This window comes from Pseudoxanthomonas kaohsiungensis (genome assembly GCF_010211765.1).
Lineage (GTDB): Bacteria > Pseudomonadota > Gammaproteobacteria > Xanthomonadales > Xanthomonadaceae > Pseudoxanthomonas > Pseudoxanthomonas kaohsiungensis.
Genome location: NZ_PDWO01000006.1, coordinates 19,463 through 37,269, shown reverse-complemented (window position 1 = coordinate 37,269; position 17,807 = coordinate 19,463). Strand labels below are relative to the sequence as shown.

At 70.6% G+C, this 17,807-nt stretch carries 14 protein-coding genes; 4 read left to right on the top strand and 10 right to left on the bottom strand.

The annotated features are described in order from the left end of the window. Positions 1-170: 170 nt before the first annotated feature. The 3 genes from CSC66_RS08015 to CSC66_RS08005 all read left to right on the top strand — a co-directional run bounded on the left by CSC66_RS08015 (position 171) and on the right by CSC66_RS08005 (position 6,619). Positions 171-1,187 carry a glucokinase gene (locus CSC66_RS08015; protein ID WP_379655861.1) on the top strand — a complete coding sequence of 339 codons (1,017 nt, stop codon included), beginning with the start codon at positions 171-173 and terminating at the stop codon, positions 1,185-1,187. Positions 1,188-1,325: 138 nt separating this feature from the next. Further along, complete coding sequence (locus CSC66_RS08010; RefSeq protein ID WP_162376880.1) at positions 1,326-4,133, top strand: TonB-dependent receptor; 2,808 nt, start codon at positions 1,326-1,328, stop codon at positions 4,131-4,133. Between the two features lie 119 nt (positions 4,134-4,252). Then, a complete protein-coding gene (locus CSC66_RS08005) occupies positions 4,253-6,619 on the top strand; it encodes a family 20 glycosylhydrolase (protein WP_162376879.1) in 2,367 nt (788 codons plus the stop codon). 72 nt (positions 6,620-6,691) lie between these two features. Here the strand turns inward: CSC66_RS08005 and CSC66_RS08000 are convergent, their stop codons facing one another. The 3 genes from CSC66_RS08000 to CSC66_RS07990 are packed head-to-tail and all read right to left on the bottom strand — an operon-like array spanning position 6,692 to position 10,092. Next, on the bottom strand, positions 6,692-8,476 hold the full coding sequence (locus CSC66_RS08000; RefSeq protein ID WP_238394341.1) for an O-linked N-acetylglucosamine transferase, SPINDLY family protein: 1,785 nt from the start codon (positions 8,474-8,476) through the stop codon (positions 6,692-6,694). 45 nt (positions 8,477-8,521) lie between these two features. Beyond that, positions 8,522-8,911, bottom strand: a complete 390-nt coding sequence (locus tag CSC66_RS07995; protein ID WP_162376877.1) for a VanZ family protein — start codon at positions 8,909-8,911, stop codon at positions 8,522-8,524. Further along, positions 8,908-10,092, bottom strand: a complete 1,185-nt coding sequence (locus CSC66_RS07990; RefSeq protein WP_162376876.1) for a class I SAM-dependent methyltransferase — start codon at positions 10,090-10,092, stop codon at positions 8,908-8,910. The genes CSC66_RS07995 and CSC66_RS07990 overlap by 4 nt, the downstream gene beginning before the upstream one ends. 62 nt (positions 10,093-10,154) lie before the next feature. Between CSC66_RS07990 and CSC66_RS07985 the strand changes: the two genes are divergently transcribed. Beyond that, a complete protein-coding gene (locus CSC66_RS07985; protein ID WP_162376875.1) occupies positions 10,155-10,892 on the top strand; it encodes a pteridine reductase in 738 nt (245 codons plus the stop codon). Between the two features lie 133 nt (positions 10,893-11,025). On the opposite strand, the gene folK is transcribed toward CSC66_RS07985, so the two are convergent. From folK to tsaD, 7 genes are all read right to left on the bottom strand, one after another. Next, complete coding sequence (folK, locus tag CSC66_RS07980) at positions 11,026-11,547, bottom strand: 2-amino-4-hydroxy-6-hydroxymethyldihydropteridine diphosphokinase (RefSeq protein WP_162376874.1); 522 nt, start codon at positions 11,545-11,547, stop codon at positions 11,026-11,028. 13 nt (positions 11,548-11,560) lie between these two features. Continuing rightward, positions 11,561-12,391 (bottom strand): proteasome-type protease, encoded by an 831-nt coding sequence (locus tag CSC66_RS07975; RefSeq protein ID WP_162376873.1) that lies wholly within the window; start codon positions 12,389-12,391, stop codon positions 11,561-11,563. A gap of 85 nt (positions 12,392-12,476) precedes the next feature. After that, positions 12,477-13,406: an alpha-E domain-containing protein gene (locus tag CSC66_RS07970; protein WP_162376872.1), complete on the bottom strand. Its 930-nt coding sequence runs from the start codon at positions 13,404-13,406 to the stop codon at positions 12,477-12,479. Further along, on the bottom strand, positions 13,406-14,851 hold the full coding sequence (locus CSC66_RS07965; protein ID WP_162376871.1) for a circularly permuted type 2 ATP-grasp protein: 1,446 nt from the start codon (positions 14,849-14,851) through the stop codon (positions 13,406-13,408). The genes CSC66_RS07970 and CSC66_RS07965 overlap by 1 nt, the downstream gene beginning before the upstream one ends. 75 nt (positions 14,852-14,926) lie before the next feature. After that, positions 14,927-16,225, bottom strand: a complete 1,299-nt coding sequence (locus CSC66_RS07960; protein WP_162376870.1) for a mechanosensitive ion channel family protein — start codon at positions 16,223-16,225, stop codon at positions 14,927-14,929. Between the two features lie 7 nt (positions 16,226-16,232). Beyond that, the gene (folB, locus tag CSC66_RS07955) at positions 16,233-16,598 is read right to left on the bottom strand and encodes a dihydroneopterin aldolase (protein ID WP_162376869.1); all 366 of its coding nucleotides are present in this window, start codon (positions 16,596-16,598) and stop codon (positions 16,233-16,235) included. 65 nt (positions 16,599-16,663) lie between these two features. After that, a complete protein-coding gene (tsaD, locus tag CSC66_RS07950) occupies positions 16,664-17,692 on the bottom strand; it encodes a tRNA (adenosine(37)-N6)-threonylcarbamoyltransferase complex transferase subunit TsaD (RefSeq protein WP_162376868.1) in 1,029 nt (342 codons plus the stop codon). Between the last annotated feature and the right edge of the window lie 115 nt (positions 17,693-17,807).

Sequence of the window (17,807 nt, the reverse complement as noted above, 5' to 3'; positions counted from 1 at the left end):
TGTGCGGAATCATCGATGACAGCGCTGCCGGTTACACGCTTTTGGTGCGACTCATGGCGACGCGCAGGATATTTGTCACGATGTGTTGACATCGTTGTCAGACCACTTCCACACTCCGTCGCAATCCGTGCCGCCGGTCAGGGGAAACCAGCGCACGCCAGCTACGGGGAATCCGCGTGTCAGCAGCCGCAAACGCCACACTTCTGCCGGGACTGTCGCAGCCGTTCGTGGCCGCCGACGTCGGCGGTACCCATGTCCGCATCGGCCTGGTCCAGGCCGGCTCGCCCCTGCAGGTGCTGGCCTACAGCAAGTTCCGCTGCGCGGATTACGCCAGCCTGGCCGACATCGTCCGCGAGTTCATCGCCAGCCTGCCCGGCAAGACGCCGGTGCGCGTGGCGGTGATCGCCAGCGCCGGCTATCCGCTGGCCGACGGCACCGTCATCACCGCCAACCTGCCCTGGCGCCTGTCGCCGGCCGAGATCCGCGACAGCCTCGGCCTGGATGCGGTGCACCTGGTCAACGACTTCGAAGCCGTGGCCCACGCCGTCGCCCATCTGGGCGCCAGCGAAGTGCTGCAGCTGGCCGGGCCCGCACGCATCGCCCCCGGCCCCATCCTGGTGCTGGGCCCCGGCACCGGCCTGGGCGCGGCGGTGTGGATCCCGACCGCCAACGGCCCGGTGGTGCTGGCCACCGAGGCCGGGCAGGCGGCGCTGGCAGTGGGCACCGAACTCGAGATGGCGCTGCTGCGGCAGATGCTGGGCCAGCGCAGCCACGTCTCGGTCGAGCACGCCCTGTCCGGCCCGGGCCTGATGAACCTCTATTCGGCGCTGTGCGCACTGCGCGGCGAAGCCCCGGTGTTCGCCCGGCCCGGCGAGATCACCGCCGCCGCGCTCGACGGCAGCGATGCGCTGGCCCGCCAGAGCCTGGAAGTGTTCTGCGGCCTGCTCGGCAGCACGGTCGGCGACATGGCGCTGCTGTACGGCGTCCAGGGCGTCTACCTCGCCGGCGGGATCCTGCCGCACATCCGCGAGTTCCTGGTCCGCAGCGACTTCGTCGCCCGCTTCCTCAACAAGGGGCCGATGCGCGAGGCGCTCGAGCGGGTCTCGGTGCGGCTGGTCGAACACGGCCAGCTGGGCGTGATCGGCGCCGCCAGCTGGTACCAGGGGTCGGGTTTTTCGGAGAAGTGAGCAACACGGCGTCGGCAAGAGCCAGTTTCGTGGGAAGCGAGGTTAGTGCGTACGGAACGCTCCACGCCGTGGCACATGCAGCAGTCGTCGCCGGGGGCGGTCCCCGGCGGAACTCAAAACAATGATGGGAGAGACATCATGAAACACCGCAAGTCCGTTCTTTCCGCCGCCATCGTCACCTGCCTGGGCTTCGCCGTGCAGGTGCAGGCGCAGGAAGCCGCACCGGCCGCCCCCGCCGCCGAACAGGCCACCGCCACCGAACTCGACACGGTCACCGTCGTCGGCATCCGCGGCAGCCTCAAGCAGGCCCTCGACGCCAAGCGCGACGCCGACAACATCGTCGACGTCGTCACCGCCGAGGACGTGGGCAAGTTCCCGGCCACCAACGTGGCCGAGGCGATCACGATCATCCCGGGCGTCACCATCGACAAGGCGTTCGGACAGGGCGAGAAGGTCTCGATCCTGGGCACCGACCCGGCGCTCAACCGCACCCTGCTCAACGGCCAGACCGTGGCCTCCGCCGACTGGTTCATCACCGACCAGCCGGGCCGCACCTTCAACTATTCGTTGCTCGCGCCGCAGATCGTCGGCCGCGTCGACGTCTACAAGTCCCCCGAAGCGCACGTCGACGAGGGTTCGATCGGCGGTACCGTCAACATCATCACCCGCAAGCCGCTGGACCTGGAGAAGACCACCATCTCCGGCCAGATCGGCTACCTCTACAACGACCGCATCGGCACCGGCGATCCGCAGGCCTCGGTCCTGCTGGGCTGGAAGAACGACGCCGACAACTTCGGCGTGATCGTCTCGGCGCAGCGCGCGCAGGAGAGCATCCGCCGCGACGGCATCGAGTCCTACGGCACCGTGACCGGCCGCGATTACGCCTATGGCCAGGGCGGCGGCGGCTCGGTGTTCAACCTGCCGCCGGACTGGTCGCAGGCGCCGGTCAATGGCGTGCAGCCGACCCTGCCGGCCGCGTGCGTCGGCACCTGCCAGGACACCCTGCTCGACAACCTCGACGCGGTCGGCCCCAACTCCGTCAGCGCGCATTACTTCGAGCAGCAGCGCAACCGCGACACGATCTCGGTCGCCCTGCAGTTCAAGCCTGTCGACCAGCTGGACATCGAGTTCAACATGCTCGACGTCAAGGCCGACTTCGACAACATGAGCCACTCCATGTTCGCCTTCCCGGGCAACGCCTGGAACGGCCTGATGAAGCTGACCGACCTGACCGTCGACGGCGGCGTGATCACCAAGGCCACCTTCGACAATGCGCTGGTGGTGTACGACCTGATCAACCGCCAGTCCACCATCGACACCGACTCGTACGACCTCAAGGCGACCTGGAACGACGAGCGCTGGTTCGCCTCGACCCACCTGGGCACCTCGAAGGCCACCGGCGGCACCGGCCGCCAGGTGTACGGCGAGTTCCTGAACTGGTCCGACTACAGCTACGACATCAGCGGCGACCGCAGCCTGACCTTCCACGGCGCCAATCCGTTCCTGAACCCCGATGCCTTCCAGATCGATGGCGGCTGGGGCTCCGATCCGGGCAGCGCGGCCACCTGGAACCCCGGCTGGGGCGGCAACATCGTGTTCAAGCCGACCCGCGACGAGGAGAAGTACGCCCAGGTCGACTTCGGCATCCGCCTCGATTCGCCGGTCTACCAGGTCCGCTTCGGCGCCAAGCGCCGCGAGCACGAGACCGGCCAGGAGATGGGCGGCGTTTCGCTGGCCACCGTCGCCGGCTACGGCAACGCACTGGCTTCGCAGTTCAGCCCGCGTCCGCTGCCGGGCAACTACCTGAGCGGCTTCCCGAACACCGGCGACCTGTCCGAACGCTTCACCATCGACGGCTGGGCGCTGGCCGACTGGATCCTCAGCGGCGACTGGCTGGCCCCCTGGCAGACCATGCCGGAGCCGAGCACGTTCAACGACCCGTCGTTCGCCGCCAACACCTGGACGGTGACCGAGGACATCAACGCGTTCTACGTGCAGGGCGACTTCAGCTGGGATCGCGTGCGCGGCAACTTCGGCGTGCGCTACGTGCAGACCGAATCGAACAGCATGGGCTGGGCCTGCACCGTCAACGTGAGCCCCTGCCCGGCCACCGCCTACGAGCCGACCAGCGTCAAGAAGGACTACGACAACATCCTGCCCAACGTGAACGTGGCGTTCGACGCCACCGACGACGTGGTGCTGCGCTTCTCCGCGGCGCAGGTGATGGCGCGTCCGAACTACGGCGACATGTCGAGCTACCTGTGGCTGGGCGACCAGACCCTGACCGGCGGCGGCGGCAACCCGGAACTCGATCCGTACCGCTCCACCAACTGGGACTTCTCGGCCGAGTGGTACTTCGCCGAGAACTCGATCCTGGCCGGCACCCTGTTCTACAAGGACGTATCCGACTACATCCTGGTCACCACCCAGGAGGAAACGCACTTCAACCAGAACCAGGGCCGCGATACGGTCTATGACGTCTCGCGCCCGAACAACGCCGGCAACGCCAGCATCCAGGGCTTCTCGGCCGCGTTCCAGCAGACCTTCGGCGCCGGCTTCGGCCTGCTGGCCAACTACACCTACGCCGACGCCGAGGCCGACAACGGCGATCCGCTGCCGTACAACTCGAAGAACCAGGTCAACGTCAGCCCGTTCTTCGAGAACGACGACTGGAGCGCGCGCGTGACCTACTCCTGGCGCTCGAAGTACTACACCCAGGTCGACCGCGGCAACTTCCTGGTCACCGACGACTACGACTCGCTGGACGCCAACATCACCTACAGGATCAACGAGTTCCTGAGCGTGAGCCTGGACGGCATGAACCTGCTCGACACCAACTACTACACGTACGCGGAAGTCGAAGGCATCGCCAACACCGAGAAGCTGGTCCGCGGCGACTACCGCACCGGCCGCCGCTACATGGCGACCCTGCGCGTGCAGTTCTGACCGGTAGCACATGACGGCAGCGCAGGCTGTCCGTTGCGGGGCGGGCCTGGAGAAATCCGGGCCCGTTCCGTTTTTGAAGGCATGCAAGGCAACGCATCACCGCACCAGAGGGAGTGACGATGAACCGATCCAGCCTTTCCCGTCCCGCGCGCCTGCTGTGCGCCGCGGGCATCGCCGTCGTGCTGGCCGCCTGCCAGGGCCGGCACGACACCGCCGCCGCACCGCAGCAGGCCGATGCGTCGCCGGCCCCGGCGTCGGCGGCACCGCCCGTGTCGCTGATTCCGCTCCCGGCCAGCGTCGAGCACGGCGAAGGCCGCTTCGACCTGACCGCCGCCACGCCCCTGCTGGCCGAAGGCGAAGGCGCACGCACGGTCGCCACGCAGTTCGCCACGCTGTTGGCCAAGGGCTTCGCCGTGGAACCCGCGCTCGCCGACGGCACCGGTGTCGCCGGCGCGATCCGCTTCGCGATCGACCCGGCCCGCGCTGGCGCGGGTGCGGAATCCTATCTCCTGGAAGTCGCCCCTGAAGGCGTGACCGTCAGTGCCGGCGATGCCGCCGGCCTGTTCTACGGCGCGATGACCCTGCTGCAGCTGGCCGCAGCCGACGACGCAGGCGCGGTCACGCTGCCGGCGGTGCGCATCGAGGATGCGCCGCGCTTCGGCTGGCGCGGCTTCATGATGGATCCGTCGCGCCACTTCTGGAGCGTGGACCAGGTCAAGCAGGTCATCGATGCGATGGCGCTGCACAAGCTCAACACCCTGCACTGGCACCTGACCGACGACCAGGGCTGGCGCGTGGAGATCAAGCGGTATCCCAAGCTCACCGAAGTCGGCGGCTGCCGCGTTCCCGCGGGCGACGGCGGCATCGAGCCGTCCACCGGCGAGCCGCGCCAGTACTGCGGCTTCTATACCCAGGACCAGGTCCGCGAGATCGTCGCCTACGCCGCGGCGCGGCACATCACGGTCGTCCCGGAGATCAACCAGCCCGGCCACGCCACCGCCGCGATCGCGGCCTACCCCGAGCTGGGCTCCACCGACCGCAAGCTGGTGCCGTCCAGCGAATGGGGCGTGTTCCCGAACCTGTTCAACACCGAGGAGAGCACGATCGCCTTCCTCGAGGACGTGATCGGCGAACTGATCCCGCTGTTCCCGGGCACCTACTTCCACGTCGGCGGCGACGAGGCGGTCAAGGACCAATGGGAAGCCTCGCCGCGCGTGCAGGAGCGCATGCGCGAAGTCGGCGCGAAGACCGAGATGGAGATGCAGAGCCACATCGTCGCCCGTCTGGAGAAGTTCCTGGCCGCGCACGGCAAGCGCCTGGTGGGCTGGGACGAGATCCTCGAAGGCCCGATGCCGCCGGAGGCCACGGTGATGTCCTGGCGTGGCATCGAAGGCGGGCTCAAGGCCGCGCGCGAAGGCCATGACGTGGTGATGTCGCCTTCCAGCGACCTGTACCTGGACTACCTGCAGACCTCCTCGCCCGACGAGCCGCCGGGCCGCCCGGCGACGATTCCGATGAAGCAGGTCTACGACTTCGAGCCGGTCCCGGCCGCGCTCGAGGAGGGCCAGCGCCACCACATCCTCGGCCTGCAGGCGAACATGTGGACCGAGCACACCCGCACCTTCGAGCGGCTGCAGCACAACGTGTTCCCGCGGCTGGCCGCGGTGGCCGAGACCGGCTGGACCCCGCAGGCGCGCAAGGACTATGCCGGCTTCGTGCAGCGCCTGCCGGCGCAGCTGGAACGCTACCGGCGCTGGGGAATCGGCTACGCGCAGACGCCGTTCCAGGTGGACGCGACGGCGGAGGACGACCGCAAGGCCGGCACCGCGATCGTCACCCTGGCCAATCCGCTCGGCTACGAAGTGCGCTACACCAACGACGGCAGCGAACCGACCGCGACCTCGGCGCTGTACGCCGCGCCGGTGCCGGTGACCCTGCCGGCTGCGCTGCGTGCGGCTGCCTTCGCCGACGGCAAGGCGCTCGCCGCGCCCCGCACCTTCGTGTACGACGCCGCCTCGATGCTCAGCCGCACCGACGAGCAGCTGGCCACCTGCCCCGATGCCGGCCGCCTGCTGCTGCGCCTGGAGGACGACGGCCCGGCCGATGGTGAGCGCGCCATCTTCAACACCACGATCTTCTACCCATGCTGGCAGTGGAACGGCGCGGACCTTGAGGGCGTGGCCTCGGTGAAGGTGCGCGCCGGCCGGATCCCGTACTACTTCCAGCTGGCCCACGACGAGCCGGCGCGCCGCTTCGAACCGGCGCGCTCGGCGCACGGCGAACTGGACATCCACGCCGGCGGCTGCGGCGGCGAACGCATCGCCAGCGTGCCGCTGCCGGCCGCGCCGGGCGCGGACGGGTTCGTCGACGTCGTTGCCCCGCTGGCGGAGGAGCTGGCCGGCCGGCACGACCTCTGCCTGCGTTTCACCGGCGATACGCGGCCGGCGATGTGGGTGCTGGACCGGGCCACGCTGCAGCTGCGCTGAGCGGCGCCGCGGGCGACACGCATGGCGGGCCATCCGCCATGCGTCTTTGCCACCGCCAGCCGCCAGGCCCCTTCAGGCGAGATCGATGTCCTCGTGGCGACCTGTGAGTGCGTTGGCATGCATCGCCCGGAACAGGCGCTCCAGGTCGGCGGCCATCGCCGCCGGATCGAACAGGCGCGCACCCGGCAGCTTGCCGTGCAGGCGCTCGCGCAGCGCTGCGCGCGCGGCCGCATCGTTGCCCAGGCGTATCGCCTCGCGGACCAGCGCCTGGCGGTCGGTGGCGATGCATTCCTGCAGGTCCAGTGCCGTCAGCAGGCTGGTCGCCATGCGCCCGGCGAAGGTGGTCCCGGGGAAGGTCAGCAATGGCACGCCCATGCGTAGCGCATCGCTGGCGGTGGTGCCCGAGTTGTAGGGCCAGGTATCGAGCGCCAGGTCGGCCAGCGCCAACCGCGACAGGTGTTGCGGCCTCGGGACCTGCGGCGCGAACAGGATGCGGTCCGCGGATACGCCGCGCGCCTGTGCTTCGCGACGCAGGTTCCCGCGGGCGATGTCGTCGCGCGGCGGCGCCAGCCAGAGCACGCTGCCGGGCACGCCGGCCAGGATCGAGCACCAGTCGTCCCAGAGCGCCGGATGCAGCTTGTAGGCCTGGTTGAAGCTGCAGAAGACCATCGCACCGGGCGGCAGCCCTTCGCGCTCGCGGGTCGTCGCCGGCACCGGCTCCGGCCCGCCGTTGGGCTGGAAGCAGAGCGGCAACCTGGCCACCGCTTCGCTGAAGAACTCCGACAGCGAGGCCGGGACGGCCACCGCATCGCCGATGACATAGTCGACGAGCCGGCGGTCGCCGAGGGTGCCGATGTAGCCCAGCCAGGACGCGATCACCGGCGCCGGGCGGCGGGCGACGATGCCCATCCGTGAGTGGGCGGTGTATCCGTTGAGGTCGACCAGCACGTCCAGGCGGTCACCGGCGATGGCCTGTGCGGCGAGGACATCGTCGCCTTGCAGCTCCACGAACCGGTCCGCGGCCGCGCGCGCCTTGCCGCGCCACGCATCCTCCGCAGGTGGACCATGCGCATAGAGCACCACTTCGCAGCGGTCGCGGTCGTGGGCGGCGATCGCGTCCAGGGCCAGGAACGACACCGCATGCTCGCGGAAGTCCGAGGACAGGTAGCCGATGCGCAGGCGTCGTCCGTCGGCGGGCATGGGCGGCGCCGACAGCGGCATGGCCGCGAGGAGCGCGTGCCACTGGGTGGCCGCGAATGTCCTTGCCGCGACCTGCTGCGCCCGCGCGTCGGCTTGCGGCAGCGCCAGCAGGAGCAGCGGCGCGAGGTCGCTGCGGGTCGCGCTGGCGGTGGCGGCCAGCAGCGCCTCCGGCTGCGGGACGGCCGCCGGGTCCCAGTCGGCGAGGTAGCGTCGCAGCATCAGCGCGTCGCCCAGGCAGCGCAGGTCGTCCGGATCCAGGCGCAACGCCCGGCGGTAGCAGGCCAGCGCCTCCTCGCGGCGCGCCTGTTCCTCGAGCAGGGTGCCGAGCTGGCGCCAGGCCGCGGTCATCGCCGGGTCCAGGCGCAAGGCGGTCCGGTAGGCGGTTTCGGCGGCGTCGTGCGCCTGGCGCCGCTGCTCGGCGAGCCCGAGGTTCATCCACGCGCCGGCGCCGGCGCCGGCGGCGATGGCGCGCCGGTAGCAGTCGGCGGCCAGCGCCGGTTCCTGCCGCGTGCCGTGGATCACGCCGGCCAGGTTCCAGGCGTCGGCATGCCCGGGGTGCTGGCGCAGTAGCTGCTGCAGGACCACCAGCGCGGCACGGCTGTCGCCCTGCCGGTAGGCGGCGACGGCATGGGCATACAGCTGCGACGGCGGCAGCATCGCGCTCACCGCCGCATGCACCGGCATGTGCGCCGCGACCCTGCCTCAACCATCGCGGCCCTCGCCTCCCAGCAGCGCATCCCGCCAGGGTGTGCGCACGGTGAGCAGGCCCAGCGCGACGCCGGCGGCATTGGCCAGCGCATCGGCCGGGTCGGCCATGCGGGTGGTGGTGAACGCCCCCTGCGCGAGTTCGAGCCCGATGCCGAGCAGCACCAGGCCCAGGCCTGCCAGCCACAGCGGCGCGTCGCGGCGGAACACCTGCACCGCGCCCGCGGCCAGCAGTGCATAGGCGAGCAGGTGCTCGACCTTGTCGCCGTGGCGGGGCAGTTCGACCGGGGGCGGGGGCGCCAGGCTGGCGACGACCACCACCAGCACCGCCACCCACCACAGGCCGAGCCAGAGCCATGGCCGGCGGAACGGCTTGGCTGCCTTCACAGGCGCCAGCTCAGGTCGCCGAGCAGGAACGCCGCGTCGAGGTCGACGTCGCGCGCGAACGCCATGGCCTGGAAGCGCTCGCCCATGTGCGCGGGCAGGGTGAGCCGCTTGAGTTCCTGGCGCAGGCGCATCGCGCCGGCCTCGTCCGTGCGCGCCTCCGCATCGGCGAGCAGGCGGTCGATGCCGTTGCCGAGCAGTAAGCTGGCCTGGCTGCAATAGCCGGCCAGGTCGAAACCGGCGCCCGTCCCCGCCTCGGCCAGCGCGGTGAAATCCACCGAGGCGGTCAGGTCCTGCAGGCCCGGCCAGCGCAGCACGTCGGTGTGCATGCGCTGGCGATAGAACGCACGCAGGGTGCCGTCCTCGCGCTCCGGCAGGTAGTACTCGCCGCGCGGATAGCCGTAGTCGATGAACAGCATGGCCCCCGAACGCAGCCCGCCAGCCACCGCCTGCAACCAGTAAGGCAGCTGCGGCAGCAGTTCCGAGCGGTAGCCATCGGCGAACGGCGTGCCGAGCGCGTGCTCGACATGGCGCACCGCCGCGGCGAGCAACGCGTCGGCCGGGCGGTCGGTACGGACGAAACGGCCATCGCCGTCCATCGCCACGTACTCCTCGAAGACCTCGCCGTCGCGCAGCGTGAAACGCGGCGTCGGCAAGGCATCGATCACTTCGTTGGCGAACAGCACGCCATCCCAGTCGTCCTCGAACGGGCGGTCGAGCCATTCGACCAGGTCGAACACCGGCGGCGTCAGCGTGCGCGCCAGGTGGTCGCGCTGCCGCTCGCGCAGGTCGGCGCTCGGCTCAAGGATCGCGTAGCGGTCGGGCAAGGCGTCCAGCTGCAGCAACCGCTTGAGCGTCACCTCCGCGAATGCGCCGCTGCCGCCGCCCAGCTCGAGCACGCGTGCCCGCGGCCCGAGCGACCGCAGCGCCATGGCCAGAACGCCGGCGACGGTGGCTGCGAACAGCCGCCCCTGCTCGGGCGCGGTGACGAAATCGCCGCCGGCGCCGAACTTGGTGCTGCCGGCGCTGTAGTAACCCAGGCCCGGCGCGTACAGGCACAGCTCCATGAAGCGGGAGAACGGGATCGCGCCGCCGGACGCGGCGATCTCGGCGCGCAGGTGCGCGGCCAGCGTATCGGAATGGGCCTGGGCAAGCGGATCGGGAAGCGGCAGGTCGGAATGCATCGGGTCGTGCAGCGGCGCGTGTTCGCGGAGACAATGGGCAGCATAGCCGAGCGAGGCCGCGCATGAATCCAGAACGTCCCGTCGCCCTGGTCACCGGAGCCGCCCGCCGGATCGGCGCGGCGATCGCCCGCCGCCTGCATGCCGGCGGCCACGACCTGGCGCTGCACCACCTGCACTCGTCGGACGAAATGGCGGCGCTGGCCAGCGAACTCGAGCAGGTCCGGGCGGGAAGCGTCCTCGTGCTGCGTGCGGACCTGGCCGCGCCCGACCGGCTCCCGGAACTGGTCGCGGCCACGGTCGGCCGCTTCGGACGGCTCGACGCCCTGGTGAACAACGCTTCCGCGTTCCATCCCACGCCGCTGGACACGGTGACGCCGTCGCAATGGGACGCCCTGTTCGCGGTCAACGCGCGCGCGCCGTTCTTCCTGGCCCAGGCCGCGGCGCCGCACCTGCGCGCCGCGCATGGCGCGATCGTCAACCTCGCCGACGTCTACGCGCACCGACCGCTGGCCACGCACGCACCCTACTCGGCGAGCAAGGCGGCGCTGGTTTCGCTGACCCGCGCGCTGGCGCTGGAGCTGGCGCCGGACGTGCGCGTCAACGCGGTGGCGCCGGGCGCGATCCTGTGGCCGGAACACGGCCAGCCGGCGCAGGCGCAGCAGGCGATCCTCGCCGCCACCGCGCTCGGACGGGCGGGCGCACCGGACGACATCGCCGCCGCGGTGTCGTGGCTGCTGTCGGCCGATGCCGGCTATGTCACCGGCCAGGTGCTGCACGTGGACGGCGGGCGCGAGCGTTGATGCGATGCCATGTCCGATCGCGGGAGCGCAGCTTGGCGGCGACACGGACGCCGGAATGGCGGCGAGGTCGCGCTTGCCGAAACGTCGCGTCGCGGGCGCTTTTCCACGGACGCATGTCCGGTCTCCCCGGCGCCTACAACGGCACGACCTCGAACGCCTCGTCGTGCTGCGGGTGGTCGCGCCACAGCTCGGCGAGCGTTCGCCCGCCCAGTGGATCGACGAAGTCCGGCGCGATGTCGGCCAGCGGCTTGAGCACGAACGCGTGCCGCAGTTCGGGCCGCGGCACGCGCACGCGTTCGCCCTCGCGCACGACCAGGTCGCCATGGAACACCACGTCCACGTCCAGGGTCCGGTCCGACAGGCGCGGGCCGCTGCGGTCGCGGCCATGCCGGTCTTCCAGCGCGTGCAACCAGTCTTCGAGCGCCTGCAGCGGTTGCGTGCTGCGGATCAGCGCGGCCGCGTTCACGAACGGCGCGCCGTCGAAACCCACGGCCGCGGTGCGGTAGGCCGGCGAGACCACCACCTCGCCGAACGCCTGGCGCAGTTCGTCCAGGGCCAGGCGCAGGTGCCGCTGCGGCTCGATGTTGCTGCCCAGGCTGAGCAGCACCGTGACGGCGCCCGCCCGGGACGCGGGGTTCTCGCTCGACGGATGCATGGCGACCAGTCGGCTACTGCTGCGCCGACTGGTCGCCCGGATCCGGGCGCGACGGCGAGCGGCGCGGCGGCAGCGGCGGCAGCGCGACCGGATCGTCGCCCACCGGCAGCTCGGCCTCCCAGGGGAAGCGCGGCAGCGTCCGCACCGCGTTCTCCAGCTTGCGCGACCAGTTCTCGTGGATCTCCGCGTAGAGCGGCGTATCGCCCTCCAGGCGCATCTGCTGGCTGATGCGCAGGTCGCCGGCGCGGATCAGGGCGAGGTCGATCGGAAGGCCGACCGACAGGTTCGAGCGGATGGTCGAGTCCAGCGACACCAGTGCGCAGCGCGCCGCATCTTCCAGCTCGGTTTCCGGCCGGATGATGCGGTCGAGGATCGGCTTGCCGTACTTGGATTCGCCGATCTGCAGGTAGGGCGTTTCCGGTGACGCCGCGATGCAGTTGCCCAGCGGGTAGACCAGGTACAGGCCCGGCCGCTCGCCGGCCACCTGCCCGCCGAGGATCAGCGTGGCCTGGGTGCTGACGCCGCTGTGCTGGCCGCTGTCCTGGGCCTGCACCTGGCTGGCGACGAGCACCTCGCCCACGTACTCGGCCACTTCGAACAGGTGCCGGAACGTGCGCAGGCTGCGCGCCGCCGACGGATCCTCGGCATCGCGCCGCAACCGCGACACGGCCAGCTGGGTCGTGGCCAGGTTGCCCGAACTCATCACCACGAACACCCGCTCGCCCGGGTACTCGAACACGTGCAGCTTGCGGTGCACGCGCACGTCGTCGAGCGAGGCATTGGTGCGCGTGTCCGCGGCGAAGGCCAGGCCTCCATCCACTTCGATGCCGACGCAATAGGTCATGTCCGGGCCGTGGTTGCTGTGCGACGCGATTCTACAACGCGACCAATCCCCGGCGTTCCCGCCGCGTCCCGGCGATGGAGTGCGTTCATCCCGCGAAATAGCCTTCGGCGATGGCCTGGTGCAGCTGGCCCAGGTAGACCTGCGCCTCGTCCATGAACCGCGCCGGATCACCCGCGGCCAGCAGCACCGGGTCGGCCTGGCGCACCAGGCCGGTCGCCCGCGTCAGGGCGCGTTCCACCGGCGGGCGCGGCGGCATCGCCGGCAGGATCCGCTGCACGCGGGTGAGGCAGAACTGCACGCTGCGCGGGAATTCGGCGTTGTGCAGCAGGAAGCGCAGCGCATGCGTGCCCGATACCCGCTGGCGCACGTGCCGCCGGTACATCTGGTACGCCGCCAGCGCGCGCAGCACCGCCATCCACTGCATGTTCTGGTAGGCCTCGCGGTCGTCCTCGTTGCGCGGCGTCACCAGCCCGGAGGCGCCGGCGTCGATGATCCGCGTGGTCATGTCCGCCTGCTCGATCGCCGTGCCCAGGCGCAGGAAATGGAATCCGATGTCGCGGCTGACGTTGGCCGCCAGCAGGCCGGAGACCTTGAGGCAGCCGTCGGTGATGCGGTTGATGAACTCGAGCCGGTAGCGGCGGGTCAGCACCCGCTCGCCATCGGCATCGATGTACAGGTGAAGGTCGTTCACCGCCTCCCATACTTCCTGCGGCAGGGCATCGCGGATGCCGCGCAGGATCTCGCGCGCGCTGTCGACCGAGGTCCGCAACGACGACGGATTGCGCGCATCCAGCAGCAGGAAGTCGAGTACGTCGGCGTCCTCCGGCTCCGGATGGACGCCGGTGAACAGCGCCTCGGCGCCGACCGTGGCGATCATCGGCCGCCAGGTGAAGCGCACCGAGCGCGGCAGGTCCAGTTGCAGCAGGCTGCCCACGCCGACCAGGCGCGCGGTGTTCTCCGCGCGGCGCAGGTAGCGGCTGAACCAGTACAGGTGGTCGGCGACGCGCGAGAGCATCAGCCCATCTCCTCCAGGTCGACCACCCAGGTGTCCTTGGCGCCGCCGCCCTGCGACGAGTTCACCACCAGCGAGCCCTCGGTCATCGCCACCCGGGTCAGGCCGCCGGTGGTCACGTAGGTGTCCTGTCGCGACAGGATGAACGGACGCAGGTCGATGTGCCTCGCCGCCGGGCCGTCGGGGGTGACGATCGGCGCGGTCGACAGGGCCAGCGTCGGCTGGGCCATGTAGTTGCGCGGGTCGGCCTCGATCAGCGCACGGAACCTCTCGCGCTCCTTGCGGCTGGCGCGCGGCCCGATCAGCATGCCGTAGCCGCCTGATTCGTTGGCCGGCTTCACCACCAGCTTGTCCAGGTTCTCCAGCACGTACCTGCGGTCTTTCGCGTTGTGGCAGAGGTAGCTGGGCACGTTCGGCAGGATCGGCTCCTCGTCCAGGTAGTAGCGGATCATCTTCGGCACGTAGGCGAATACGACCTTGTCGTCGGCCACGCCGGCGCCGGGCGCGTTGGCCAGCGCCACCTTGCCGGCACGCCAGCTGCGGATCAGCCCGGGCACGCCGAGCATCGAGTCCGGATGGAACACTTCCGGGTCGATGAACAGGTCGTCGACGCGGCGATAGATGACATCCACCCGCTGCGGCCCGTAGACGGTGCGCATGTAGGTGCAGTCGTCGTCGCCGACGAACAGGTCGCCGCCCTCGACCAGCTCGATCCCCATCGCCTGGGCCAGGTAGGCGTGCTCGAAGTAGGCACTGTTGAATACGCCGGGCGTCAGCAGCGCGATCGCCGGGGTGTCGCCCGGCCGCGGCGACAGCGCGGCCAGCGTGTCATAGAGCTGCGCCGGATAATCGTCCACCGGCAGGATCGCGCTGGTCTCGAACAGCTCCGGGAACACGCGCTTGGCCACCATCCGGTTCTCGAGCATGTACGACACGCCGGAGGGGATGCGCAGGTTGTCTTCCAGCGCGTATAGCGTGCCGTCGCCATCGCGGACCAGGTCCGATCCGCAGATGTGCGCCCACACGTCCAGCGGCGGGCGCACGCCGACGCACTGTTCGCGGAAATTCACCGACTGCTTCAGCAGCGCCGCCGGGAACACCTTGTCCCGGACGATCTTCTGGTCACCGTAGATGTCGCCGATGAACAGGTTGAGGGCGCGCATGCGCTGCTTGAGCCCGGCCTCGGTGCGCCGCCACTCGCGGCGGTCGAGGATCCGCGGGATCAGGTCGAACGGCAGCGTGCGGTCGACGTTGCGGCCGTCGCTGTAGACGGTGAAGGTGATGCCCATGACCCGCGCGGCCACGTCGGCGGCGAGCTGGCGCTCGGCCAGTTCCCGCCCGGTCAGCCCGGACAGGTATTCGACCAGCGGCCGCGCGGCCGGCCGCGGCCGGCCCTCCGCGTCGATCAGCTCGTCATACGACGGCGTCCGGTACCTAGCCCAATCCATCGCGCCTGCCTGCCTGGCCGCCGTCGTCCCCGCGCCGGCTTGTGCATCGCAACATGCACGCGGTCGCCGCAGGCGTCAAGTCGCGCGATCCGTTTCGCTGCGCACTCCCTCGCCAGCTGCCAATGCACGGAAATCAGCGCCCGCCGGCTCCTGGAAGACCCGCAGCCCGAACTCCGGCAGGATCGCCAGCAGATGGTCGAAGATGTCCGACTGGATGCCCTCGTACACCGCCCAGCGGGTGTCATTGGTGAAGCAGTAGATCTCCAGCGGCAGGCCGGTCGGACCGGGCTGCAGCTGGCGGACCAGCAGGGTCAGGTCGCGGTGCACCTGCGGGTGGTGGCGCAGGTAGCGCTCGACATAGGCGCGGAACGTGCCGAGGTTGGTGATCCGGCGCGCGTTGACCGGCAGTTCGCCATCGGCGCCGAGGCCGGCGTTCCAGTCGGCGAGTTCGCGCTCCTTGGTGTCCAGGTAGTCGCGCAGCAGGGTGAAGCGCCTGAGCGCGTCGCGCTCGGACGGCTCGAGGAAGCGGACGCTGGCCTGGTCCAGGTGCAGGGCGCGCTTGATCCGGCGGCCACCCGATTCGGTCATGCCGCGCCAGTTCTTGAACGACTCGCTGATCAGCTTGCGGGTCGGAATCGTGGTGACGGTCTTGTCCCAGTTCTGCACGGTCACCGTGTGCAGGGCGATGTCGGTCACGTCGCCGTCGGCATTCTGGCTGGGCATCTCGATCCAGTCGCCGACCCGCACGCGGCCGTCGCTGCTGATCTGCACGCTGGCGACGAACGACAGGATCGTGTCCTGGAACACCAGCATCACCACCGCCGTCGCCGCGCCCAGGCCGGTGACCAGGTGCAGCATGCGCACGCCGGCCAGGGTCGCGATGATCGACAGCCCGGCGAGGATGAAGACCGCGATCTTGGCCACCTGCACGTAGCCCTTGATCGGCTTGTGGCGCGCGTCCGGCCGGCGCTCGTACAGGTCGTTGAGCGCGTCGAGCGCGTGCGAAAAGGCCAGCGCCAGGGTCAGCACCACCCACGCCTGGCATGCGCCGTGGACGAAGGCCACCACCGCCGGCGGCATGCCCGGAACCCAGCCGATGCCGGCGGAGATCACCAGCGCCGGCACCACGTTGGCCAGCCGCGGGATCACCTTGAGCCGGTAGGAGTCCTCGCCCTCGCCACGGCGCACCAGCCGGCCCACCGCCCGGCGCAACCCGCGCAGCAGGACTTTCCGGGTCAGCAGGTTGGCCAGCGCCGCGGCCAGCAGCAGCAGCGACAGCACCAGCAGGGTGTAGGCCCACGGATAGGGTTCCAGCGCGAGCCGCGTTCCTTCCAGCCAGCGGACCGCGCCGGCCTCGGCCTGGGCGATCGCCATCACCGGCTCACGCCCCGCCGGCCGGGCGGGAACGCTCGATCACCACGCCCACCGCCTGCGCGCCGCGCACCGCGCCGGGCTTGCTCAGCTTCAGCCGCAGCCACTGCACGCCGAACTCCTCGATGACGATCGCCGCGCAACGCTCGGCCAGGGTCTCGACCAGGCCGAAGTCCGACTGGCCCACGAACTCGACCAGGCGCTTGCTCACCGCCTTGTAGTCGAGCGTGTCGGCGATGTCGTCGCTGGCCGCGGGCACGCGATTGTCGAACGCCATCTCCAGGTCGAAGCGCAGGACCTGGCGGATGCGCCGCTCCCAGTCGTAGATGCCGATCAGCGCCTCGATCTCGAGGCCTTCGATGAATACCTTGTCCATGCGCGCATGGTAGCGCGGGCGGCATGCACGCCCGGCGAAGGCGGGCGCATGCCTGGCCGCGAGACTCAGGTCACCGCTGGCAGCGCCGACATGTCCCAGCGCGGGGTCACCCTCACCTGCGCATCGTCGTGCTGGCCGGCCTGCAGCCGCAACGCACCGGCGAACGCGATCATCGCGCCGTTGTCGGTGCACAGCGCCGGCCGCGGGAAACAGGCGCGGCCGCCACGTTGCGCACACATCGCCTGCAGCTTCGCGCGCAGGCGCTTGTTGGCGCCGACGCCGCCAGCGACCACCAGTGTGTCGCAGCCGGCCGCGTCCAGCGCCCGCTGGCACTTGATCGCCAGGGTGTCGACCACCGCGTCCTCGAAGCCGCGGGCGATGTCGGCCCGGGTCTGCGGCGACTGGTCGGACTGCTGCCAGGCCAGCAGCACCTGGGTCTTCAGGCCGCTGAAGCTGAAGTCCAGGCCGGGCCGGTCGGTCATCGGCCGGGCGAAGCGGTAGGCGCCCGGGGTGCCCTGCTCGGCCAGCGCGGCCAGCTGCGGGCCGCCCGGATAGGGCAGGCCCATCAGCTTGGCGGTCTTGTCGAAGGCCTCGCCGGCCGCGTCGTCGAGGGTCTCGCCCAGCAGCCGGTAGCTGCCGATGGCGTCCACCGCCACCAGTTGGGTGTGCCCGCCGGAGACCAGCAGGGCCACGAACGGCGGCTGCGGGGGGTCGTCCTCCATCAGCGGTGCCAGCAGGTGCCCCTCCATGTGGTGGACGCCGATGGCCGGCACGTCGAGCGCCCAGGCCAGCGCGCGCGCGGTCCCGGCACCGACCAGCAGCGCCCCGACCAGGCCCGGGCCGGCCGTGTAAGCCACCCCGTCCAGGTCGCCGGTCCCCAGCCCGGCCTCGGCCAGGGTCTGGCGGACCAGGGGCAGCAGCTTGCGCACATGGTCGCGGCTGGCCAGTTCGGGAACGACCCCGCCGTACTCGGCGTGCAGCGCGATCTGGCTGTAGACCGCATGGGCGCGCAGGCCGGCGGCCCCGCCCACGGCGGTGTCGTAGACGGCCACGCCGGTCTCGTCGCAGGAGGTTTCGATGCCGAGGACGCGCATGGGCTGGAACTGGGCCGGGAAGGGAGGGTGACGGGCGGCCCTGGAACCGGCTTGCACCGGCCCCGGGGACCCCGCTATCATACGCGGCTCACCGGGCGCGACCCGGTTATTTGTG